This window comes from Pseudoxanthomonas sp. F11, assembly GCF_037046485.1.
Classification (GTDB): Bacteria; Pseudomonadota; Gammaproteobacteria; order Xanthomonadales; family Xanthomonadaceae; genus Pseudoxanthomonas_A.
In genome coordinates this window covers 903,533-925,857 of the sequence record NZ_JBANLZ010000002.1, presented here as the reverse complement: position 1 = coordinate 925,857, position 22,325 = coordinate 903,533, and the positions used below count along the sequence as shown (strand labels likewise).

The following is a 22,325-nucleotide window of genomic DNA, read 5'->3' as shown; positions in this document are numbered from 1 at the left end:
AGCGCTCAGGCGCGGTGGTACGGGTGGTTCGCCAGCATCGCCGCCGCGCGGTACACCTGCTCGGCCACCACCAGCCGCACCAGCATGTGCGGCAGCGTCAGCGGGCTAAGCGACCATTTCTCGTGCGCCGCGGCGACCACGTCGGGCGCATGACCTTCCGGCCCGCCGATCAGCAGGGCGATGTCGCGCCCGAGCGTACGCCAGTGCTCCAACCGCTGTGCGAGCTGTTCCGACGAATAAGGCTTGCCGGTGACCTCCAGCGCCACGACGTGGGCGTTCTTCGGCAGCGCGGCGAGCACGCGCCTGCCTTCGTCGTCGATCGCGCGCTGCGGATCGCGGCCCTTGCCGCGCAGGCCCGGCTCGATCTCGACCAGTTCGAACGGCAGCCAGTGCGACAACCGCTTCTGGTACTCGGCGAATCCCTGGGCGACCCACGATGGCGCACGCTCGCCGGTGGCGATGAGACGGCATTTCATGAGGCCATGATAGCCGCCCCACACACGACGAAGGCGCCCGAGGGCGCCTTCGCACGGAAACGACATGGCGTCAGAGACGCGATTCGTCCGCCGTTTCCACGTCTTCCGGCGGCTGGTCGCCCACCGTCCACAGGCGCTCGAGCGCGTAGAACTCGCGCACGCGCGGCAGCATGACATGGACGATGACGTCGCCCAGGTCCACCAGCACCCATTCGGCCTCGCGCTCGCCCTCCACGCCCAGCGGCATGACGTCCAGCTTCTTGGCGAACTTCACCACTTCATCGGCGATCGACTTCACGTGGCGCGTCGAGGTGCCCGAAGCGATGACCAGGTAGTCGGCGACGCTGGACTTGCCGCGCACGTCGATTTCGACGACGTCCTTGGCTTTCAGTTCCTGCACGGCCGCATGGACGTTGGCGAGCAGGTCCGGCAGGGCCGGCGGCGGGCTGGGGAGGCGGGTCTTGATGACGTGGGCTTGGCTGGACAAAGGCTTGGTGGCTCTGGAGATACGGAACCGATTATAGCGGACCGTGCGTCGCGGCCCGGTCAAGGTAGAGCCTTTCGTCGGCGATCGCCGTGGCCACGCGCGCCGGCACCAGGTGGCGCCAGGGCTCTCCGGTAGAGATCCGGCGCCGGATGTCGGTGGCCGATTCGGGCTGCAACGGGTGATCCAGCCGGTACACCAGGCCGGCGGGGGCCCTGCCCAGCGCATCGGCGCTGGAGGTCCAGCGCGATGCCAGCGCATCGGCCAGATCGGGCGGCAGGCCAGCATCCAGCGGGTTGCCGGGCCGGTTCGCCACCACGAAATGCGCCAGGCCGAACAGCGCCCGCCATTCGTGCCATCCCGGCAGGCCCAGCAGGCTGTCGGCCCCGATCAGCAGGGCCAGGGGGGCCGCGTCACCCAGTTCCATACGCAGTTCGCGCAGCGTGTCCACCGTGTACGACCGCGACCCCGGCAGCCGTGCGGCCCGGCGCAGTTCGCGCCGGTCCACGCACAGGCCCTCCTCTCCCTGTACCGCGAGATCGAGCAGGTGCGCGCGCTGCGCTGCGCTCGCACCGGGTGGCGCGCGGTGCGGGGGGTCTGCGGCCGGCATCAGGCGCACGGTCACGCGCAGCGCGTCGCGCGCCGCGCGCGCAATGGCCAGGTGTCCGTTGTGGATGGGGTCGAACGTGCCGCCGTAGAAGAGCCGCAGCATCGCGCGTGCCGTCAGGCCACCAGCAGACGCACGGCCTTGGCGTCGGCGATGGCCAGCAGCAGCCGCTCCAGCGCCACCCAGGCATCGCCCTCGCCGCGTCCCTTGGCGGTGCGGTCGATCTTCGACGCCTCGGCGACGAAGCGGTCCCAACGCGCCGGCGAGGCGTGCCGTTGCAGTGCGCGCTTGAACGGCGCCTGCTTGGCCTCCCAGATGCCCTGCGACTTCATCTCCGCGGCCAGATTGCCGCCACCGGCCTGCACGCGCGCCAGCGCGGCCGTGCGCAGCAGTTCCTTCACCACCATCGGCATCAGGCCCGCGACCATGTCCCCCTCGGCCCGCAGGCCGGCGAGGATGCGCGATACCTGTGCGCCCTGCCCCGCCAGCACGGCATCGGTCAGGCGGAACACGTCGTAGCGCGCCGCATTGGCGACCAGCGACTCCATGCGCTCGGCATCGAGCACTTCGCCGTTGCTGAGCAGCGCCAGCTTGTCGATCTCCTGCGCCGCGGCGAGCAGGTTGCCTTCCACGCGGTCGGCCAGCAGCTGCACGGCGTCGCGGTCGGCCCGCAGGCCCTTGCTGCGCAGGCGGCTTTCGATCCAGCCCGGCAGTTCGTGCGGCTTGATGGCCCACGCTACCGCGACCACGCCGACGCGTGCGATGGCATCACTCCACTTGCCCTGGTAGGCCTTGCCCCATTCGCCTGCGGTGATCAGCAGCACCACGTCGGGCGGCGGGTTCGCGCAGAAGGCGCTGATGACCTCGGCGCCTTCCTTGCCCGGCTTGCCACCGGGCAGGCGCACTTCCACCAGGCGGCGGGCACTGAACAGGCTGGGCGCGTTGAAGCTGGCCTCCAGCTGGCCCCAGTCGAAATCGCGCCCGTCCGCATCGAAGACTTCGCGCTCACCGATGCCCTGCGCCCGCGCCTGTGCACGCACGGCATCGGCCGCCTCCAGCACGCGCAGCGTTTCGGGACCGGCGATCAGGTAGACCGGATGCAGCGGCTCGGTGGTACCGCGTGCCGCCAGCTGTTCCGGCTTCAGCTCCATCAGGGCGCCGCGTTCACCGGGCTGGAACGCACGACGCCATCGACGCGACGGAGGATGGACGCCGCCATTTCGCGACGCAGCTCTTCCGCCAGCACCTCGCGCTCGGTCGTCGTACCCGTCGCATCCTGCGGCGGCGACACGTAGTCGCGCGACAGTTCGACCACCTGCTGCGGTACCAGGTCGGTACCGTCGGCCTTGGTGAACGCGAACACCACGGCGTAGCGCAGACTGAATTCCTGGGCGCGGCCGAACTGGTCCACCGCAATGGGTAGATCGCCCCACCGCTCGGACATGATGCGCAGCGTGGCGACCTGCGCGTCCTCTGCGGCGGCGGCGTCTTCCCCCGGCGGCGCGGCAAGCGTGGCGCCGGCAGCCTGCAGACCACGCGACAGGCTGGTGACCAGCGCGCTGTACGACGTGGAAGCGCCGACCACCCGGACCGGACCCAGATCGGACGGCAATGCGATCCTGTTGCGCAGGTGGAAGCCGCAGCCGGCCAGGAAGACCAGGGCGAGGACGAGGACGGGCAGGCGGAATCGGATCATGGGCGAAGTCTGGACGAGCCCGTCATGGGCGGCAATAGCCTAGCCGGACCGCAGGTGAACGCCGGGGCAAGGCGCCCCGGCCCCTCATCCGGCGACGATGTTGACGATCTTGCCGGGCACCACGATCACCTTCCTGATCGCCAGTCCCTCCAGGAACTTGGCGGTGTTGGGCTCGGCTTTCGCCAGCGCCTCGACCTGGTCACGCGGCGCATCGGCGGCCACCTCGATCGTGCCCCGCAGCTTGCCGTTGACCTGCACCGCCAGCGTCACCGAATCGCGCACCAGCGCGGCCGCATCGACCTGCGGGAACGCCACGTCCTCGATCAGCGTCTCGGCGTGGCCCAGTACCTGCCACAGCGCATGGCTGGCGTGAGGGGTGATGGGGTTCAGCAGCAGCACCGCCGACTCCAGCGCTTCCTGACGCACCGCGCGCCCCTGAGGGCTGGCATCGTCGAACTTGCCCAGCGCGTTCGACAGCTCCATCACCGCGGCGATGGCGGTATTGAAGCTGTGGCGCTTGCCGTAATCGTGGCCGACCTTGTCGATGGTCTCGTGGGTCTTGCGGCGCACCGCCTTCTGCTCGGCCGTCAGGGACGCCACGTCCAGCGCCGGCGCGGGGCCATCGGCGGCGTGCTTCTGCACCTGCGTCCACAAGCGGCGCAGGAAGCGCGCCATGCCCTCCACGCCGGCCTCGTTCCATTCCAGCGACTGCTCGGGCGGCGCGGCGAACATCGAGAACAGGCGCACGGTATCGGCACCGAACTTGTCGACCATCGACTGCGGGTCCACGCCGTTGTTCTTCGACTTGGACATCTTCTCGACCGCACCGATCCTCACCGGCTGGCCGTCGGCCTTCAGCGTGGCGCCGACAACGCGCGCCTTGTCGTCGCGCTGTATGTCCACGTCGGCCGGATTGATCCAGTCCTTCGAGCCGTCAGCGTTGTCGCGGTAGAACGTCTCGGCGATCACCATGCCCTGCGTCAGCAGGTTGGTGGCCGGTTCATCGCTGTCCACCAGGCGCGCGTCGCGCAGCAGCTTGTGATAGAAGCGGAAATACATCAGGTGCAGGATCGCGTGCTCGATGCCGCCGATGTACTGGTCCACCGGCAACCAGTAGTTGCCGCGCTTGTCCACCATGTCCTTGGCGCCAGGCGAGGTGTAGCGCGCGTAGTACCAGCTGGACTCCATGAAGGTGTCGAAGGTGTCGGTCTCGCGTTCGGCGGCGCCGCCGCATTGCGGGCACTTCGTCTTGCGCCATTCCGGGTCGGCCTTGATCGGCGACTTCACGCCGTCCAGGGTGACGTTCTCCGGCAGTACCACCGGCAGATCCGAATCAGGCACCGGCACGGCGCCGCAGCTGTCACAGTAGATCACCGGGATCGGACAGCCCCAGTAGCGCTGGCGGCTGACGCCCCAGTCGCGCAGGCGGTAGTTCACCCGGCGCTGGCCCTGGCCCTTGCGCTCGAACCGCTCGGCCAGCGCTTCGAAGGCGCCGCGGTAATCCAGTCCGTCGAACTCGCCGGAATTGACCAGCTCCAGGTCGTCGCGGGTCTTGTCGCCGTACCAGTCGCGCCAGGTGGTCGGATCGTAGGTCTTCTCGTCGTCGTTCCGCGGCGACTTCAGCGCGATGACCTGCTGGATCGGCAGCGCGTACTTGGTGGCGAACTCGAAATCGCGCTGGTCGTGCCCCGGCACCGCCATCACCGCGCCGGTGCCGTAGCCCATCAGCACGAAGTTGGCCACCCACACCGGCACCTTGTCGCCGGTGATCGGATGCACGGCGCGCAGGCCGGTATCCATGCCGCGCTTTTCCTGCGTTTCCAGTTCCGCTTCCGACACGCCGCCATGCTTGAGTTCCTCGAGGAACGCGGCCAACGCCGGATTCGCCGCCGCGGCCTTCAGCGCCAGCGGGTGTTCGCCGGCGATCGACACGAAGGTCACGCCCATCAGCGTGTCGGGGCGCGTCGTGAACACCGTCAGCGGTTCGTGGCCCTCGACGTTGAACTGGATTTCAAGGCCTTCGGAACGGCCGATCCAGTTGCGCTGCATGGTCTTGACCGCGTCCGGCCAGCCAGGCAGGTTGTCCAGGCCGTCCAGCAGTTCCTGCGCGTAGTCGGTGATGCGCAGGAACCACTGCGGGATCTCGCGCTTCTCCACCAGCGCACCGCTGCGCCAGCCGCGGCCGTCGATCACCTGCTCGTTGGCCAGCACGGTCTGGTCCACCGGATCCCAGTTCACCACCGAGTTCTTGCGGTAGGCCAGGCCCTTGCGCAGCAGGCGGGTGAACATGCGCTGCTCGTGCACGTAGTACTCGGGACGGCAGGTGGCGAACTCGCGCGACCAGTCGATCGCATAGCCCAGCGACTTCAGCTGGCTGCGCATGTGGTCGATGTTGGCGTAGGTCCACTTGGCCGGCGCGGTCCTGTTCTTGATCGCCGCGTTCTCGGCCGGCAGGCCGAACGCGTCCCAGCCCATCGGCTGCAGCACGTTGTGACCGGTCATGCGCTTGTAGCGGCTGATCACGTCGCCGATGGTGTAGTTGCGCACGTGGCCCATGTGCAGCGCACCGGACGGATACGGCAGCATCGACAGGCAGTAGTACTTCGGCTTGTCCGACCGCTCGTCGACCTCGAAGGCGCGCCGGGCCTCCCAGAAGGCCTGGGCCTGGGACTCAACGGTTTTCGGATCGTAGGAAGCGGGTTCGGCGGCAGTGGACATGGTGGTGTGCGGCAACGGCGACGGCAAAGCGGCCAAGGGTACCGCAGCGCACCATGGCCCGCCATGCCAGCGGTTAGCATGGACGGGTCGAAACCGGGGATTCCAGATGAACAGAACCGCCCTTGCCCTCGCTCTGGCCGCCTGCGGCCTGCCCGCCGCCGCGGATGCCCTGGCCACCGGCCTGGCAGCGCCCGGCACCCTGGCCCTGCACTGCGAACGCGTGTTCGACGCCCGCAGCGGTCGGGTCCTGGGCGAGCACACCCTGCTGGTCCGCGACGGCCGGATCGCAGAGGTCATCCCTGGCCGCGCCAAGCTGGCCGACGCCGAATCCATCGTCCTGGCCGACCACACCTGCACGCCGGGATGGACCGACCTGCACGTGCACCTGGACGGCGAATCCAGCCCGCAGAGCTATTCGGAGGGCTTCCGCCTGGATCCGGTGGACTTCGCCTACCGCTCGGTGGGCTATGCAGAGAAGACGCTGATGGCCGGCTTCACCAGCGTGCGCGACCTCGGGGGAGACGTGACCCTGCACCTGCGCGACGCCGTCAACCAAGGCGCCGTGAAGGGGCCGCGCATCTTCGCCGCGGGCACCTCCATCGCCACCACCGGCGGGCACGCCGATCCCACCAACGGCTTCAATACCCACCTGTCGCACCTGATGGGCCCGCCCGGGCCGACCGAGGGCGTCATCAATTCCATCGACGACGCCCGCCAGGCCGTGCGCCAGCGCTACAAGGACGGCAGCGACGTCATCAAGATCACCGCCACTGGTGGGGTGCTGAGCTACGCCAAGTCCGGCGACGCGCCGCAGTTCACCGTGGACGAAGTGAAGGCCATCGTCGACACCGCGCGCGACTACGGGTTCCGCGTAGCGGCGCATGCGCACGGCAAGGAGGGCATGAAGCGCGCCATCCTCGGCGGCGTGACCAGCATCGAGCACGGCACCTACATGGACGACGAGGTGATGCGGCTGATGAAGCAGCACGGCACCTGGTACGTACCCACGATCTCGGCGGGCCGCTTCGTGGCCGAGAAGGCGAAGATCGACGGCTACTTCCCGGCCGTGGTCCGGCCCAAGGCCGAGCGCATCGGCGCACTGATCCAGGACACCGCCGGCAAGGCCTACCGCAACGGCGTGAAGATCGCCTTCGGCACCGACATGGGCGTGGGCCCGCATGGCGACAACGCGCGCGAGTTCGTCTACATGGTGGAAGCCGGCATGCCGGCCGCCTATGCGCTGCAGGCGGCGACCGTACGTGCCGCGGAGGTGCTGGGCGTGGACGACCAGGGCGTGATCGAAGCCGGCAAGCGCGCCGACATCGTCGCCATGCCGGGGAATCCGCTGGAGGACATCAACGCCGTGCTGAAGGTGGACTTCGTGATGAAGGACGGCAAGGTTTACCGGCAGCCGTGAAACCTCACCTCGCCTGGCGGCCGCCTAGCGGCGCCAGGCCGCCACGCACAGCCACCACAGCCAGGCTGCATAGCCCACCCGCTGCGCGATGCCCGCGGGCATCAGCGCGACCGCGATCAATGCACTGAACAGCACCACCGTACCCGCCAAGATGCTGGCCATCGCCATAGGCCGCCACCGGCCTTGTCCGCGCATGCCAAAGGCGAACAGCGCCGCGCCCGGGACGAACGCCACCCACCACAGCAGCCACGCCGTCGCATGCAGGCTGCTGGCCTGGTTGTGCAGATCGTCCGGATCCAGCGGCAGCAGGCCCAAGGCGATGAAGCCCGCCGCGGACAGCAGCAGCAACTGCGTGCCGACGCGCGCGGGCCAGCCCGCATCGGCCGGCAGGCGGTGCCGCAGGTCCAGCGCGGTCAACGCCGCCAACACCCCCGTCAGCACGAAGCCCAACAGGTTGAACCCCAAGGCATGTGGCACGCCTTTCGCGCCGAGCACCGCGACCGGATGCCAGACCTGCGAGTAGCCCGACAACGCCACACCGAATCCGGCAACAGCGGCGACGAAGACGATGGCGGCGAGCGCACCGGTCACGGGCAGGAGTCGGGGCAGGAGAGCGGTCATGCAGGTTCGCAGAGGTTGAAATGACACGGGCAGGCCGTCATGGCCTGCCCGATCGGTGACGCATCTTAGCGCTGGCGCGTCATTCCTTCTCCCAGCCCGTCCGGCCGCCCTGCGCCGTGGCGTGATTGTCCTTCAGGTAGTCCAGCGCGAGCGAGGCGCTGCGCACCAGCATGCTGTTGTCCGCCGCACCAAAGGTCCATGCACCGGCCATGCCCTTCGCATGCTGATAGAACTCGGGTTCGGCGATGACCTGCCCCGTGGCCTGGTCGGTGAGCTTCATCTTCACCAGGATGCGCGAACTGCCGGCGAAGGCACCCGCCCAGAAGCGCGCACCGCCGCTGATGAAGCGGATCTTCTCGATGCGCGGCTCGACGACGAGGGTACGCACGGGCGAATGCGCGGCCGGCGCTGCATTGCGTTCGGCGACCCACGCGCCAACCCGTTCGTCGAGGTTGCGCTGGAACGACGCCAAGGCCTCCTGGTTGGCCTTGTGCCCGGCGTAGGCGTCGGACAACGTGGGGGGCCTGAGTTCATAGCGATCGAACGCGGCCAGCGCCTCTGCCGGGGGAGGATTCACCTCGGCCGACGCCCGGATCTCATCCTTCGCCAGCGCCTGGCCGACCACAGCCCCCGCCAGCACCATGCCCAGCACGAAACGACGCACACCCATCACAGCCTCCGGTCCGATTGATGATGCGGCCAGCCTAGCAACGCCGTTGCCGACAGCGCCCGTGCCGAAAGGCCGGCCCGGGTCCGTCCACGCCCGACGCACGGCCTGCACCGCAGGGCACGAAGGTTAATTTTCCGCTAGCTCACCTTGTATCCTGTCGGCCACGCCACCATGTCGGCACGACCCCTGAGCCACGAACCTGCCCGATGAGCGAACTGCCCCACGTATTCGACGCCACCACCGACACCTTCGAAGCCGAGGTCCTGCGCAAGTCGCTGGACGTGCCGGTGCTGGTGGATTTCTGGGCCACCTGGTGCGGGCCGTGCAAGACCCTGGGACCGATCCTGGAAAAGCTGGCGGGCGAGTACAACGGCGCGTTCGTGCTGGCCAAGGTCGACGTGGACAAGGAGCAGCAGATCGCCGCGGCGTTCCAGATCCGCTCCGTGCCCACCGTCTTCCTGGTGAAGGGGGGACAGCTGGTCGACGGCTTCCCTGGCGCGTTGCCCGAAGGCCAGCTGCGCGAGTTCCTGGCATCGCACGGCATCCAGCCGGCCGAAGCGGCCGACGCCCCGGTCGAGGCCGCGCCGCTGGACCCGCAGGCCCAGGTGTCCGCCCTGCGCGAAGCCATCGCCGCCGAGCCCGACAAGGACGAACTGAAACTGGACCTGGTGCTCGCGCTTCTGAAGACCGGTGAGGCGGCCGAGGCCGAGCGCCTGCTCGACGCCCTGCCCGCCAATCTGGCCACCGACGACCGCGCCGTGAAGGCGCGCGCGCGCCTGGGATTCGCGGCCGCACTGAAGGACGCGCCGTCGCCGGACGCCCTGCGCGCCGCCCTGCAGGCCGATCCGGACGACCTGCGCGCGCGCCACCTGCTGGGCGTGCATGCGCTGGTGGCCGGCGATTCGGAACAGGCGCTTGAGCAATTCCTTGACATGCTCAAGCGCGACCGCGCGTACGAGGACGGACTGGCCCGCAAGAGCCTGATCGATGCGTTCCGGGTGATCGAGGACGAGGCGCTCGTCGGCCAGTACCGCAGGAAGATGTCCTCCCTCCTGTTCTGACGCCGAACCTCGCCGTATCCGTTCCCTCCCCACGCGCCGTTTTCATGAAGCCCACTACCCTGCGGCACATCTTCAATGCCTGGCCGCCGTTCCTGCTCAGCGGCATCCACGTGACCGAAATGGCCCGGGACTGGAGTTTCGCCCGCGTCGAGCTGCGCATGCGTCCGTGGAACCGCAACTACGTCGGCACCCACTTCGGCGGCAGCCTGTTCGCCATGACGGACCCGTTCTGGATGATCCTGGCCAAGGAGCGCCTGGGCCGCGACTACTACGTCTGGGACAAGGCGGCCGAGATCGAGTTCGTGAACGCGGGCAAAGGCACGCTGCACGCCGAGTTCCGCCTGGACGCGCACGTGCTGGACGAGATCCGTGCCGAAACCGCCAACGGCCAGAAGTACCTGCGCTGGATGCCGGCGGATGTCTTCAACGCGCAGAACGAGGTCGTCGCCCGCGTGCGCAAGCAGATCTACGTGCGGCTGAAGCCCGAGGCGCGGACCGCGACTGGCTGAACCCCGGCGAGCGCCACGGCACGCCCGCAATGACGCTACAGCTGGACCCGCGCGCCGGCCTACAATAGCGCCATGCCCCCCGACCATCCGCCGCACCGCGCCTCGGTGCAGAAGCTCTTCATCACCGGCCTGCTGACGCTGCTGCCGATCTGGCTGACCTGGGTGGTCATCAAGTTCGTCTTCGTCCTGCTGTCGGACATCAGCAAGCCATGGGTGGACCCGCTGTCGCACCGTATCGCGGCGACCTTCCCGCAATCGCTGGGCTGGTTCAGTGGCCTGTGGGTGCAGAACACCATCGCCATGGTCGCCACGCTGTTCGTCATCCTCGCCGTCGGCGCGCTGACGCGCCGCGTGGTGGGCCAACGCCTGCTGCGCTGGTTCGAGGCCCTGATCGCCCGCGTGCCGCTGGCCAACGTCATCTACACCAGCGCACGCAAGCTGCTGGACATGTTGGAGACCAAGCCCGGCAGCACCCAGCGCGTGGTGCTGATCGACTTTCCGCACCGGGACATGAAATCGGTGGGCCTGGTGACGCGCGTGATCCGCGAGGAAGGCAGCGGACGCGAACTGGCCGCCGTCTACGTACCCACCACGCCCAACCCGACATCGGGTTACCTGGAGATCGTGCCGGTCGAACTGCTCACGCCCACCGACTGGACGGTGGATCAGGCGATGAGCTTCATCATCTCCGGCGGCGCGGTGGCGCCGGACGCGATGCCGTTCACCCGCGCGGGGGACCGCTGAGCCATGCACGCGGCGCGCACGCTGGATGATCGCGCAGTCCGCCTCTTCATCGTGCTGGCCGCGGTGTTCTGCGCCAATGCGGTGCTGGCCGAGTTTATCGGCGTCAAGATCTTCGCGTTGGAAGACACGCTGGGGGTCGCGCCGCTGGAATGGAACCTGTTCGGCCAGACCGGCTCGCTCAGCTTCACTGCGGGCACGCTGCTGTGGCCGTTCGTGTTCATCCTGACCGACACCATCAACGAATTCTTCGGCAAGCGTGGCGTGCGCTTCATCTCGTGGCTGGCCGTGGCATTGATCGTGTACGGCTTCCTGTTCGCCTTCGCGGCCATCGCACTGGCGCCGGCCGGCTGGTGGGTGGAAGCGGCGCAGGCGCAGGGCGTGCCCGACTACCAGAAGGCGTTCGCTGCGATCTTCGGCCAGGGCATGTGGACCATCGCAGGCTCGGTGCTGGCGTTCCTGGTGGGGCAACTGATCGATGTGTCGGTGTTCCATCGCATCCGCGCGGCCACCGGCGAGCGCTGGGTGTGGCTGCGGGCCACCGGTTCGACCGCGATCTCGCAACTGGTGGACAGCTTCGTGGTGATCTACGTCGCCTTCGTGCTCGGGCCGCAGAAGTGGCCCACTTCGCTGTTCCTGGCGGTCAGCACGGTCAACTACGCCTACAAGATGCTGGCGGCCATCGCGCTGATTCCGCTGCTGTACTTGATGCGCCACGGTATCCGCCACTATCTGGGGCGCGAACGCGAACGGCAACTGCGCGCGGAAGCCGCCCTGGACTGACACCAGGACCGGGCACGGCGCGCGAAACGGGGGAATGCGATGAAAGCGACCTGGCTACTGGGGATGGCGATGATGTCCACCGGCGCATACGCCGCCACGCGTGAGGAAACGATCGATGCCTGGATGCGCGACTACGCCGGCCAGGTCCCGGGGGCCTCGGTGCTGGTACTCGAAGGCGGTGAGGCGGTATTCCAGCGCAGCTATGGCCTGGCCGACCTGGAGGCGGGCGTGGCCAGCTCGCCGACGACCAATTACCGGTTGGCGTCGGTCACCAAGCAGTTCACGGCCGCCAGCGTGCTGCTGCTGGTCGAGGACGGGGTGCTGACGCTCGACGATCCGGTGCGTCGCTGGCTGCCTTCGCTGCCGGTGGCGGCCGAAGGCATCACCCTGCGGCACCTGCTCAGCCACACCTCCGGCCTGGTCGACTACGAGGACCTGCTGCCGCCGGATCAGGCGGGCCAGGTACACGACGCCGATGTCCTTCGCCTGCTCGAGCGCGAAGACCGCCTCTACTTTCCGGCCGGCAGCGACTACCGCTACAGCAACAGCGGCTATGCGCTGCTGGCGCTGGTGGTGGAGCGCGCGTCAGGCCGGCGATTCTCGGCCTTCCTGCAAACACGGATCTTCTCACCGCTGGGCATGACGGCGACGCTCGCACGCGAGGACGAGGGACCTCCGGTGCCGGACAGGGCGTTCGGCTACAGCCTCATCGGCGGGCGATGGGAACGCACCGACCAGAGCCCGACCAGCGCGGTGCTGGGCGATGGCGGCATCTACTCTTCGAGCAACGACCTGGCGAAGTGGGATGCCGCCTGGTACGACGACCGTCTGCTCTCCGCGCCGTCACGCGCGCTGGCGGTTCAGGCGTCGACGGCCACGCCCGAACCCGATGTGGCGCACTACGGCTTCGGCTGGCGCCTGCAGGGGCGGATGCAGTGGCATTCGGGCGAGAGCATCGGCTTCCGCAACGTGCTGCTGCGCTTTCCGGCGCAACGCCTGACCGTGATCGTGTTGAGCAACCGCGATGCGCCCGAACCGTACCGGCTGGCGCGGCGGATCGCCGCTCTCTGGAACGGCATACCCTGATGACCCGCCTCACGGCCTCTTAACCCAGGCTAATGTGATGCGAGAATCGAGAAACGCCAGCCGGTTCTGCGGCTGGCCCCCCTTCTATAATTGTGACCGGCTTGACATTTGCGCTGGAGCAAAGGGGATGCAGATGCCGTCGATCAAAGGAAGGGCGTGGTGGCGATGGAGCCTGGTCTGGCTGCTGGCGGCGTCATCAGCAGTGCAGGCACAGGACTGGGCCTACCGGGTCCGCCCCGGCGACACCCTGTGGGACGTGGCGGGCGCCCACCTGAAACCCTCGATTCCGTGGCAGCGCCTGCAGGAACACAACCGCATCGCCAATCCTTACCAACTGGCGCCGGGTTCCACGTTGCAGATCCCCCTCGCCTGGCTGGATCGCCAGCCGGCCCGCGCCAAGGTGGTGGCCATTCGTGGCAACGCCACGTCCCGCTCCGCCGCCGGGCGGGATGCGCCGGTGACCGCGGGCATGTCGCTGGGCAGCGGCGCCGTGCTGAGGACCTCGCCGGACGCCTCGCTCAGCCTGGAGTTCGCCGATGGCTCGCGCCTGCTCCTGCTCGGCGACAGCGAGCTGTTGCTGGACCGTTTGACCCGCTTCGGCCGGTCCGGCATGGCCGACACCCGCCTGCGGCTGCAGCGCGGCCGCATCGGCAACGAAGTGCGTCGCTTGCGCGGACCCGCGGCCAACTTCGTCGTCGACACGCCCAGCGCGTCCTCGGCAGTGCGCGGTACGCAGTTCCGCGTGGAAGCACGCCAGGGAAGCACGCATACGGAGGTCCTGGAGGGCCGGGTGGCCGTGAACGCGCAGAACCAGCGCGGCACGCTGCTCCGGCATGGCTTCGGTGCGGTCGTTGTCCCCGGCCAGGCCGCCATCGCGCCCGTCGCGTTGCTGCCGGCACCGGACCTGTCGCGCATCGCGCCGCTCACGCAGAGCGTCCGCCCGGAGCTCGCATGGCCCGAGGTCGCGGGCGCGCACCGCTATCGGGTGCAGGTCAGCGACCACCAGCGCTTCGACAGCGTGCGCGTCGACATGGAAGTCGAGGCCCCGCGTGCGCGGTTACCGGCGCTGGATGCGGGCGCTTACGTCATCCGCGTGCGCGCGATCGACAAGGATGGCCTGGAGGGTCGCGATGCGGTGACCGCGCTGCGGGTCGACGACCAGCCCGCGCCGCCGTATTCCATCGCGCCGGCCGCTGGCGGTGTGGTGCGCACGCCGGAGGTGGTGTTGCGCTGGACCCAGGCACCGGCTGCCGTGGCCTACGACTACGAAGTCGCGGGCGCTGCCGGCTTCGCGCAGCCGGTGGCACACGGGCGCGTGGACGATACCGCTTCGGTCCGCCTGCCCGAGCCGTTGCCCCCTGGCGACTATGCCTGGCGCATCCGCAGCGTCGATGCCAGCGACAAGACCGGACCCTTCGGTGACAGCCTGGCTTTCACCGTACGTCCGCTGGCCGAGGTGACGACGATTGACACCGCGGCCGCCACCGACACCCACGGGGTGACGTTCCGCTGGCAGGCGGGCCAGCCCGGACAGCGCTACCGGTTCCAGATGTCGCGCACGCCGGACTTCCGCAAGCTCGAGGTCGACATGCGGGTCGACCAGGCTGAAGTCACGCTTCCAAGGCTGCGTAGCGGCATCTGGTACCTGCGCGCGCAGACGATCGACGTGGACGGCTTCGAAGGACCGTTCCCGGCCCCGCAGCAGATCGAGGTACCCTGCCGCTGGTGCCGCATTGGCGCCGGAGCGGGGGCATTGCTCATACTCTTGGCCCTGTGAACACGCCTGCGCCCTCGCCCAAATGGAAGCCCCGCCTGCTGACGGCAGTGGGCGCGGCTGCGCTGGCGATCCTGGTGACGCTGTCGGGCGTGACCGCCCCGTTCGATGCCTGGGTCTACGACCGGCTGGTGCTTGGCGCGGCGCCGGAAGCCGACCCGCGCATCGTGGTGGTGGACATCGACCAGAAGAGCCTGGCCGAGCTGGGCCGCTGGCCCTGGTCCCGGCGCACGCATGCGCAGCTGGTCGACCGGCTGAGGGTGGCCGGGGCCAAGGGCATCGCGTTCAACATCCTGCTGTCGGAGCCAGCGCTCTTCGATCCGGAAGGCGACGCCCTGCTCGCTCGCGCGATCGGACAGAGTGGCCGCGTCGTGCTGCCGGTACTGGCCGAATCGGTCCAGCTCAACGGCCCCAGCGTGGAACTGATGCCGATCCCCGAGTTCGCCGCGTCGGCCGCCTCGTTGGGCCATGCCGAGATGGTGCTGGACGACGACGGTGTCGCCCGCAGCGTCTACCTGCGCGCCGGGCTGGGCTCGCCGCACTGGCCTGCGCTGGCGCTGGCGCTGCTGCAACTGGACCAGCCCCCCGGCACGGCCACCGAACTGCCCGGCCGGCGGCGGGCGAAGACCGGACTGCCCGCGGCCTCGCCGTTCGATTGGGTGCGCGACCATGAAGTCCTGGTCCCGTTCACCTCGCCCCCCAATGCGTTCCGCCACGTGTCCTACACCGATGTGCTGAACCAGCGCATCCCGTCGTCGTTGCTGCGCGGCAACTGGGTGGTCGTGGGCGTCAACGCCACGGGCATGGGGCCGCTTGCGCGCGCGCCGGGGCAACCGCCCACCGCGAGCATGAGCGGCGCCGAGTACCAGGCCAACCTCTTGAACATGCTGCTGAAGGACGCCGCGATCACGCCGATGGCGGAAGGATGGCAGGCCATGCTGGCGGCACTGGTGGCCGGCCTCCCACTGCTGCTGTCGCTACTGCCGGCGTTGCGCCGCATCTGGCTGCCCACCGTGGCGACCATGGCCGGCACGCTGCTGCTTTCGGTCGCGCTGCTGCGTTTCGGGCATGTCTGGTTCTCGCCGGTCCCCGCGTTGCTGGTCCTCGCCCTGGGCGCCTCGCTGTGGATCTACCGCCTGTTGCGGAAGACCCACAAGCAGGCGCAATCGGATGCGCTTACCGGGCTTGCCAACCGCGCGCGCTTCGACCAGTCCCTGGACCAGGAGTTGCGCGCTGCGCGCCGCAGTGGACAGCCGCTGTCGCTGCTGGTGATGGACATCGACCACTTCAAGCAGTTGAACGACAGCCAGGGCCATGCCGCGGGCGATGCCGCGCTGAAGGCACTCGGCCGCATCCTGCGCAGCCGCGCGCGGCGACCCCGGGACCTCGTCGCGCGGCTGGGGGGCGACGAATTCGCCGTGCTGCTGCCGGAAACCTCCGCCCAGGCCGCCGCGACCATCGCCACCACCATCCATGTGGATCTGGCCAACCTGGGCCGCAGGACGCAGGGTACGAACACCGGCAACGCACCGCCCTTCACCGCCAGCATCGGCATCCACACGCACATGACGGGCGACGATGCGGGCCCCGAGGACGTGTTCGACCGCGCAGACGCCGCGCTGTACCGGGCCAAGCAGACCGGCCGCAACCGCAGCGTCAGCCATGCCGGCGAACCGGCACCCGTCGGGACCTCCGCGACCCGCGTATGAAGCGCCTGCGCCGCGGGGTCAGACGTCCAGCACCATCCCCGGCCGCGCCAACTCGGCGGCCACGCCGTAGCGTTCGCCGATCTCGCCCGCAAGCGCTTCGCGCGCCTTGTCTTCGCCGTGCACCAGGACCAGCGGCGGCGCAGGCTGGAAATGGCCGTACCACGCCAGCAGTCCCCGCTGGTCGGTATGCGCCGACAGCCCGCCCACCGTGTGCCGCTGCGCATTGACGCGATAGTCGCGACCGTGGATGCGGACCCACTGCGCGCCATCCACCAGCCGCCGTCCCAGCGTGCCCTCGGCCTGGTAGCCGACGAACACGATGTGCGCATTGCGCCGCCCCAGGTTGTAGCGCAGGTGGTGCTGGATGCGCCCGCCATTAGCCATGCCCGAACCGGCGATGATGATGGCGCCGTTCTCGATCTGGTTGATGGCCATCGACTGCTGGGTCGTCTCGGCCACGTGCAGGTTGGGCAGACGGAACGGATTGGGCGACTGCGCCCAGACACGCCGCGCGTCCTCGTCGAACAGGCCATGGTGCCGTCCATAGACGGCCACCACCTTGGCCGCCATCGGGCTGTCCAGGAAGACCCGCCAGCGCGCCAGCTTCCACGTCTCCCAGTGGCGGGCGAACCAGTACAGCAGCTCCTGGGTGCGCCCCACCGCGAACGCGGGGATCAGCACGTTGCCCCGGTCGCGCCAGGCGTGCTCGAAGATCTCGCCCAGCTCGCGGATGGTATCCGGGCGATCACGATGGTTGCGGTCGCCGTAGGTCGACTCCATCAGCAGCAGGTCGGCCTGCTTCACCACGGCGGGATCGCGCAGGATGGGCGTGCCCTTCGGTCCCAGGTCGCCGGAGAACACCAGCTTGCGGCCGTCCGCCCACAGTTCCACGATGGCCGAACCGAGGATATGCCCGGCATCGCGCAGCGCGATGTCCACGCCGGGCAGGATCGTCGTGCGCTGGTCGTAGGCCAGCGGCTGCACCTGCCGCAGCGTCGCATGCACGTCCTCGGCGGAAAACAGCGGCTGCGCTTTCGGCTCGCCCCGCCGGCGGTAACGGTTGGCGCGCTCGGCCTCGGATTCGGACAGCGAAGCCGTATCCAGCAGCATGATGGGCAGCAGCTCGGCGCTGGCCCCCTGGGTGTAGATGGGCCCGCGATACCCGCGTTTGACCAGCAGGGGCACCCGGCCCACGTGGTCGATGTGGGCGTGGCTCAGCACCACGGCGTCCAGCGTGGCGGGTTCGAAGGGGAAAGGGTGTTCGTTGCGCGCTTCGGACTCGCGGCTGCCCTGGATCAGGCCGCAGTCCAGCAGGATGCGCCTGCCGGCGGCCTCGACCAAGTGCATGGACCCGGTGACCTCGCCGGCCGCGCCGTGGAAATGGACCTGCATGGCAACTCCCTTCTTCCCGTTGCCGCCAGTATGGCGCCGCCGGCCGCGGCTGAGGGAAACGGTCCGTACGCGGCGACGGCCCTGCCCCCGGGTGCCGGGTTCCACGCGCCGGCCCACCATGACCTTCGACACACCTGACCCACCCCCGACAGGCGTAGAGTCGCCGCACGCCCCCGCCCGGGGGTTCCTTTTTTCGACTGCCCCCGTCCGGGGCCGGAGTAGACCGTGATTGCCCGCAAACCCCAGATCCTGATGCTCTCGCTCGCGGTGGCCGCCGCGCTGGCCGCCTGCGCCAAGAAGGAAGACGCCGCCCCGGCCGCCGACATGACCGCGAAGGCGCCGGATGCGCTGCAGCTGAAGCTCGACGAGAGCAGCTTGCCGGGCGTGAACCGCTTCCAGATCGGCGACCTGGACACCACCAAGAACGCCTGCACCGACTTCGCCGGTTACGCCAACGGCAAGTGGCTGGCCGCCAACGCCATCCCCAGCGACCGCACCAGCTGGGGCGCTTTCGAGATGCTGGACGAGCGTTCCACGGCCGTGCAGAAGCAGTTGGCCGAGCAGGCCGCCGCGCACCCGGGCGCGACCGGCGTGGAGAAGATCGTCGGCGACCTGTGGGCCACCGGCATGGACGAGGCCAAGGCCAACGCACAGGGCATCGAGCCGATCGCGCCGATGCTGAAGGCGATCGACGGCCTGCAGGACAAGGACGCCATCGTCGCGTATCTCAACCAGACAGCCGCCAAGGGCCAGGCCTTCCTGTTCGGCTTCGGCGCCGAAGCCGACTTCAACAAGCCCGATACCAACATGGCGTACGCCTTCCAGGGCGGCCTGGGCCTGCCGGACAAGAACTTCTACTTCGACGCCGACAAGAAGAACATCCGCGACGAGTACGTGAAGCACATCGCCAAGGTGCTGGAGCTGTCCGGCGTGGCCGCAGCCGACGCGCAGAAGCAGGCCAGCGACATCATGGCGTTCGAGACGCGCCTGGCGAAGGTGTCGAAGTCGAACGAAGAAATGTCGCGCGACGTATCGCTGTACTACAACCCGGTCACGCTGGCCGACGCAGACAAGCTGACGCCCAACTTCTCCTGGACGAAGTTCTTCGAATCGCAGGGCGTGGCGCCGCAGGAGAAGTTCTCGCTGGCCGTGCCCGCCTTCCACCAGGAAGTCAGCAAGATGCTGGGCGACACTGACCCCGCCGCATGGCGCGCCTACCTGCGCTTCCACACCATCGACGGTGCGTCGCCCTACCTGAGCGATGCCTTCGCCAACGAGAACTTCAATTTCTACGCCAAGACGTTGCGCGGCCAGAAGGAGATCGAGCCGCGCTGGAAGCGCGTGCTGTCCACCATCGAGAACCAGAGCGGCGAAGCACTGGGCCAGATGTACGTGAAGGTCGCCTTCTCGCCGGAAGCCAAGGCCAAGATGGAAACCCTGGTGGCGAACCTGGGCACGGCGCTCAAGGCGCGCATCCAGAACCTGACTTGGATGAGCGACGAAACCAAGGCCAAGGCGATGGAGAAGCAGGCCGCCTTCACCACCAAGATCGGCTACCCGGACAAGTGGCGCGACTGGACCGGCCTGTCCACCAGCCGCGACAGCTACATCGGCAACGTGCTGGCGGCGATGGAGTTCAACTACAAGTGGAACCTGGGCAAGATCGGCAAGCCCGTGGACAGGACCGAATGGGGCATGCCGCCGCAGATGGTCAACGCGTACTACAACCCGCTGCAGAACGAAATCGTGTTCCCGGCCGCCATCCTGCAGCCGCCGTTCTTCGACCCCAACGCCACGGATGAGATGAACTACGGCGGCATCGGCGCGGTGATCGGCCACGAGATGACCCACGGTTACGACGACCAGGGCAGCCGTTTCGGGCCCACCGGCAAATTCGAGAACTGGTGGAGCGATGCCGATTCCAAGGGCTTCAAGGCGCTGACCGGCAAGCTGGTGGCGCAGTTCGACGGCTACCGCACCGCCGACGGCCAGAAGATCAACGGCAACCACACCCTGGGCGAAAACATCGCCGACCTCGGCGGCCTGGCCACGGCCTACGACGCGATGAAGAAGGCCACCGAAGGCACGCCGGACCCGATGACCGACGGGCTGACGCGCGACCAGCGTTTCTTCCTCAACTGGGCCACGGTGTGGCGCCGCAACTTCACCCCGGAAGAGCTGAAGAACCGCATCGCCACCGACGAACACGCCCCGGCGCAGTTCCGCGCCATCGGTGCGCCGTCCAACCTGCCGACGTTCGCGGCCGCGTTCTCCTGCAAGCCGGGCGATGCGATGGTGCGCACGGGCGACCAGCAGGTCGTGATCTGGTAAGCACACACCCGTGTGTTACCCGGAAAGGCCCGGCATGTCCGGGCCTTTTCCTTTTCCGACCCGACGGATGCCGGCCCGGCGGCCCAGTCTGTGACACAGGGCGGATTGGCGACGCCAAATGTGGCGGCATTTGCGCCACGGCGCGACGGGGCCGGCGCGGCGCGCTTGCTAGAATCGCCCGACCCCTGAATCACGGAAGCTCCTGATGTCCCTCCCGCGCACCGCACTCGGCCGCCCCACCCTGATCGCTTTCGCCCTTGTCATCGCCCTGGGCGCCCCGGATGCCGAAGCCCAGCGCAAGAAGCGCGCGGCGCGCGCGCCCGCCGTCAGCGCCGAGTGCACCGACTTCTACACCGCGACCAATGCGGACTGGCTGAAGAAGAACAGCGTGCCTGCCGATGCCGGTTCGGTCAGCGTGCTGGGCGCCTTCCGCGAGCGCACGCTGGAACAGCAGCGCGCGCTGCTCGACAACGCGATGCGCACGCCGCAGGGCAACGTGCAGAAGCTGCTGGGCGACTTCTGGGCCAGCGGCCTGGACGAAACCGCCGTCGAGGCCGACGGTTCCAGGCCGATCGCGCCGCTGCTGGACCGCATCAACGCCATCAAGAAGCCCAAGGACGTCGCGCCGGCCATCGCCGCGCTGCACCAGGTGGGCATCCCGGTGGCCTTCAACTTCAGCCCCGACGTGGACCTGCAGGCGCTGGACCGCCACATCGGCTACTTCATGCAGGGTGGCCTGGGCCTGCCCGACCCGGCCTACTACACCCGCACCGATGCCGACACCCGCGAGCTGCTCGGCCGCTATCGCGGCTATGTCAAGCAGGTACTGGCGCTGACCGGCACCCCGGCCAACCGGCTGGATGCCGAATCGGCGCTGGTGATCGACCTGGAGACCAAGCTGGCGCAGGTCTCCAAACCCGTCGTCGAACTGCGCAGCCCGTTCGCGAACTACGCACCGGTGCCGACCAAGGACCTGGGCAAGCAGTACCGCAACCTGCAGCTGGACGCCTTCCTGAAGGCGCAGGGCGTCAGCGACGACACCGTATCCCTGGCCGACCCGGCGCTGTTCAAGCGCCTGGACGGCCTGGTGGGCAGCCTCAAGCCCGACCAGTGGAAGGCCTATCTGCGCTGGCGCGTGGGCGATGCCATGGCGCCGTACCTGGCCAAGCCGTTCCGCGAGGCCGAGTTTGAGTTCCGCGGTCGCGTGCTGCGTGGCGAAGCCGCGCCGGCGCCGCGCTGGCGCCAGGTGCTGGACGCCATCAACCTGGCCGCAGGTCCGATGCTGGGCAAGGAATACGCCGCGCGCTACGTGCCCGCCGACCACAAGCGGCGCGCCGAGCAGATCGCCGGCCAGGTGCGCGACGCCCTGGACCGCGGCATCGAGCGCAGCCCCTGGCTCAGCGATGCCGCCAAAAGCGAAGCCAAGGCCAAGCTGGACAAGCTGAAGATCGAAGTCGGCACGCCCCGCCGCGACCTCGACTACAGCGTGCAGCCGATGGGTCGCGGCAGCTTCGGCGGCAACATGCTGATCGCCTCCACCTGGCGCCATCGCGAGGAGATGAAGCGCATCGGCAAGGGCAACGCCGACCGTCGCTGGGACGTGCTGCCGCAGCAGCCCGCGCTGGCCTACGACCTGGCGCAGAATCGCCTGATCGTCACGGCGGCGGTGCTGCAGGAAGAGATCTTCGATGCGAAGCAGCCGGCCGCCGTGCAGTACGGCGCGTTCGGTGCCCTGGTGGGCCATGAACTGAGCCGCGGCTTCGACGTGAAGGGCCGCATGGTCGACGCCCAGGGCCAGCTGCGCGACTGGTGGACGCCCGCCGATGTGGCCGCGTGGAATGCGCTGGGCGACAAGGTGGTTGCTCAGTACAACGGCTACGCCTTCCCGGTGCTGAAGAACGTCAAGGTCAACGGCGCGCTGACGCGGGACGAGAACCTGGCCGACCTGGCCGGCGTGGAACTGGCATGGGACGCCTTCGCCAGCGCCGAACCGCAGGCCAACGCCGCCGCGAAGCAGTCGTTCTACAAGGCCTGGGCCACGCTGTGGGCGCAGAACCTGTCGGACACCGAAGCCGCGCAGCGTGCGGCCGTCGACGTGCACGCGCCGGGCCAGTGGCGCGCCAACGGCCCGCTGACGCAGCAACCGTCCTTCGCGCAGGCCTTCGCGTGCAAGGCCGGCCAGCCGATGCAGGCGAACGAAGCCGGACAGATCCGCATCTGGCGCTAAGACCATCGCGAAGGACGGCATGA

At 68.7% G+C, this 22,325-nt stretch carries 19 protein-coding genes; 10 read left to right on the top strand and 9 right to left on the bottom strand.

Annotated elements, in window-relative coordinates; translation table 11 throughout:
* Positions 1–5: 5 nt before the first annotated feature.
* From rlmH to leuS, 6 genes are all read right to left on the bottom strand, one after another.
* The gene (rlmH, locus tag V8246_RS10165) at positions 6–476 is read right to left on the bottom strand and encodes a 23S rRNA (pseudouridine(1915)-N(3))-methyltransferase RlmH (protein WP_245124689.1); all 471 of its coding nucleotides are present in this window, start codon (positions 474–476) and stop codon (positions 6–8) included.
* A 70-nt stretch (positions 477–546) separates the two neighbouring features.
* Positions 547–963, bottom strand: coding sequence for a ribosome silencing factor (gene rsfS / locus V8246_RS10160; RefSeq protein ID WP_162110253.1), 417 nt, complete (start codon positions 961–963; stop codon positions 547–549).
* 31 nt (positions 964–994) lie between these two features.
* On the bottom strand, positions 995–1,672 hold the full coding sequence (nadD, locus tag V8246_RS10155) for a nicotinate-nucleotide adenylyltransferase (protein WP_336188985.1): 678 nt from the start codon (positions 1,670–1,672) through the stop codon (positions 995–997).
* 11 nt (positions 1,673–1,683) lie between these two features.
* Entirely contained in the window at positions 1,684–2,718 is a 1,035-nt protein-coding gene (gene holA / locus V8246_RS10150) for a DNA polymerase III subunit delta (protein WP_336188984.1), read from the bottom strand.
* A complete protein-coding gene (gene lptE / locus V8246_RS10145) occupies positions 2,718–3,263 on the bottom strand; it encodes an LPS assembly lipoprotein LptE (protein WP_336188983.1) in 546 nt (181 codons plus the stop codon). Before lptE ends, holA begins: the two co-directional genes overlap by 1 nt.
* An 84-nt stretch (positions 3,264–3,347) precedes the next feature.
* Entirely contained in the window at positions 3,348–5,981 is a 2,634-nt protein-coding gene (gene leuS, locus V8246_RS10140; RefSeq protein ID WP_336188982.1) for a leucine--tRNA ligase, read from the bottom strand.
* A 106-nt stretch (positions 5,982–6,087) separates the two neighbouring features.
* On the opposite strand from leuS, the gene V8246_RS10135 reads away from it, so the two are divergent.
* Positions 6,088–7,398 (top strand): amidohydrolase family protein, encoded by a 1,311-nt coding sequence (locus V8246_RS10135; protein WP_336188981.1) that lies wholly within the window; start codon positions 6,088–6,090, stop codon positions 7,396–7,398.
* A gap of 24 nt (positions 7,399–7,422) precedes the next feature.
* On the opposite strand, the gene V8246_RS10130 is transcribed toward V8246_RS10135, so the two are convergent.
* Entirely contained in the window at positions 7,423–8,019 is a 597-nt protein-coding gene (locus V8246_RS10130; RefSeq protein ID WP_336188980.1) for a DUF998 domain-containing protein, read from the bottom strand.
* 79 nt (positions 8,020–8,098) lie between these two features.
* Positions 8,099–8,689 carry a hypothetical protein gene (locus tag V8246_RS10125; protein WP_336188979.1) on the bottom strand — a complete coding sequence of 197 codons (591 nt, stop codon included), beginning with the start codon at positions 8,687–8,689 and terminating at the stop codon, positions 8,099–8,101.
* Between the two features lie 206 nt (positions 8,690–8,895).
* On the opposite strand from V8246_RS10125, the gene trxA reads away from it, so the two are divergent.
* The 7 genes from trxA (at position 8,896) to V8246_RS10090 (ending at position 16,352) form a co-directional block, all read left to right on the top strand.
* Positions 8,896–9,750, top strand: coding sequence for a thioredoxin (trxA, locus tag V8246_RS10120; protein WP_336188978.1), 855 nt, complete (start codon positions 8,896–8,898; stop codon positions 9,748–9,750).
* 44 nt (positions 9,751–9,794) lie between these two features.
* Positions 9,795–10,259 (top strand): DUF4442 domain-containing protein, encoded by a 465-nt coding sequence (locus V8246_RS10115; protein ID WP_336188977.1) that lies wholly within the window; start codon positions 9,795–9,797, stop codon positions 10,257–10,259.
* A 72-nt stretch (positions 10,260–10,331) separates the two neighbouring features.
* Positions 10,332–11,003, top strand: a complete 672-nt coding sequence (locus V8246_RS10110; RefSeq protein WP_336188976.1) for a DUF502 domain-containing protein — start codon at positions 10,332–10,334, stop codon at positions 11,001–11,003.
* Positions 11,004–11,006: 3 nt separating this feature from the next.
* Positions 11,007–11,783 carry a queuosine precursor transporter gene (locus tag V8246_RS10105; RefSeq protein ID WP_187573145.1) on the top strand — a complete coding sequence of 259 codons (777 nt, stop codon included), beginning with the start codon at positions 11,007–11,009 and terminating at the stop codon, positions 11,781–11,783.
* Positions 11,784–11,846: 63 nt separating this feature from the next.
* On the top strand, positions 11,847–12,869 hold the full coding sequence (locus tag V8246_RS10100; protein ID WP_336189093.1) for a serine hydrolase domain-containing protein: 1,023 nt from the start codon (positions 11,847–11,849) through the stop codon (positions 12,867–12,869).
* A gap of 133 nt (positions 12,870–13,002) precedes the next feature.
* Positions 13,003–14,646, top strand: coding sequence for a FecR domain-containing protein (locus V8246_RS10095; RefSeq protein WP_336188975.1), 1,644 nt, complete (start codon positions 13,003–13,005; stop codon positions 14,644–14,646).
* Complete coding sequence (locus tag V8246_RS10090; RefSeq protein WP_336188974.1) at positions 14,643–16,352, top strand: CHASE2 domain-containing protein; 1,710 nt, start codon at positions 14,643–14,645, stop codon at positions 16,350–16,352. The genes V8246_RS10095 and V8246_RS10090 overlap by 4 nt, the downstream gene beginning before the upstream one ends.
* Positions 16,353–16,370: 18 nt before the next feature.
* Here the strand turns inward: V8246_RS10090 and V8246_RS10085 are convergent, their stop codons facing one another.
* Positions 16,371–17,744, bottom strand: coding sequence for an MBL fold metallo-hydrolase (locus V8246_RS10085; RefSeq protein ID WP_336188973.1), 1,374 nt, complete (start codon positions 17,742–17,744; stop codon positions 16,371–16,373).
* A gap of 252 nt (positions 17,745–17,996) precedes the next feature.
* Here V8246_RS10085 and V8246_RS10080 point away from each other — a divergent pair, with 252 nt between their 5' ends.
* Both V8246_RS10080 and V8246_RS10075 read left to right on the top strand, forming a co-directional pair.
* On the top strand, positions 17,997–20,075 hold the full coding sequence (locus V8246_RS10080) for a M13-type metalloendopeptidase (RefSeq protein WP_336189092.1): 2,079 nt from the start codon (positions 17,997–17,999) through the stop codon (positions 20,073–20,075).
* 205 nt (positions 20,076–20,280) lie between these two features.
* The gene (locus V8246_RS10075) at positions 20,281–22,302 is read left to right on the top strand and encodes a M13 family metallopeptidase (protein WP_336188972.1); all 2,022 of its coding nucleotides are present in this window, start codon (positions 20,281–20,283) and stop codon (positions 22,300–22,302) included.
* The last annotated feature ends 23 nt before the right edge of the window (positions 22,303–22,325 follow it).

Excerpts from the sequence above, each read along its gene's own strand:
- V8246_RS10075 (WP_336188972.1), top strand. The coding sequence starts at position 20,281 with ATGTCCCTCCCGCGCACCGCACTCGGCCGCCCCACCCTGATCGCTTTC.
- leuS (WP_336188982.1), bottom strand. The coding sequence starts at position 5,981 with ATGTCCACTGCCGCCGAACCCGCTTCCTACGATCCGAAAACCGTTGAG.
- V8246_RS10095 (WP_336188975.1), top strand. The coding sequence starts at position 13,003 with ATGCCGTCGATCAAAGGAAGGGCGTGGTGGCGATGGAGCCTGGTCTGG.
- V8246_RS10085 (WP_336188973.1), bottom strand. The coding sequence starts at position 17,744 with ATGCAGGTCCATTTCCACGGCGCGGCCGGCGAGGTCACCGGGTCCATG.
- V8246_RS10135 (WP_336188981.1), top strand. The coding sequence starts at position 6,088 with ATGAACAGAACCGCCCTTGCCCTCGCTCTGGCCGCCTGCGGCCTGCCC.
- V8246_RS10125 (WP_336188979.1), bottom strand. The coding sequence starts at position 8,689 with ATGGGTGTGCGTCGTTTCGTGCTGGGCATGGTGCTGGCGGGGGCTGTG.
- V8246_RS10130 (WP_336188980.1), bottom strand. The coding sequence starts at position 8,019 with ATGACCGCTCTCCTGCCCCGACTCCTGCCCGTGACCGGTGCGCTCGCC.
- trxA (WP_336188978.1), top strand. The coding sequence starts at position 8,896 with ATGAGCGAACTGCCCCACGTATTCGACGCCACCACCGACACCTTCGAA.
- V8246_RS10110 (WP_336188976.1), top strand. The coding sequence starts at position 10,332 with ATGCCCCCCGACCATCCGCCGCACCGCGCCTCGGTGCAGAAGCTCTTC.
- V8246_RS10080 (WP_336189092.1), top strand. The coding sequence starts at position 17,997 with ATGCTCTCGCTCGCGGTGGCCGCCGCGCTGGCCGCCTGCGCCAAGAAG.
- nadD (WP_336188985.1), bottom strand. The coding sequence starts at position 1,672 with ATGCTGCGGCTCTTCTACGGCGGCACGTTCGACCCCATCCACAACGGA.
- holA (WP_336188984.1), bottom strand. The coding sequence starts at position 2,718 with ATGGAGCTGAAGCCGGAACAGCTGGCGGCACGCGGTACCACCGAGCCG.
- V8246_RS10115 (WP_336188977.1), top strand. The coding sequence starts at position 9,795 with ATGAAGCCCACTACCCTGCGGCACATCTTCAATGCCTGGCCGCCGTTC.
- V8246_RS10100 (WP_336189093.1), top strand. The coding sequence starts at position 11,847 with ATGGCGATGATGTCCACCGGCGCATACGCCGCCACGCGTGAGGAAACG.
- V8246_RS10105 (WP_187573145.1), top strand. The coding sequence starts at position 11,007 with ATGCACGCGGCGCGCACGCTGGATGATCGCGCAGTCCGCCTCTTCATC.
- lptE (WP_336188983.1), bottom strand. The coding sequence starts at position 3,263 with ATGATCCGATTCCGCCTGCCCGTCCTCGTCCTCGCCCTGGTCTTCCTG.
- rlmH (WP_245124689.1), bottom strand. The coding sequence starts at position 476 with ATGAAATGCCGTCTCATCGCCACCGGCGAGCGTGCGCCATCGTGGGTC.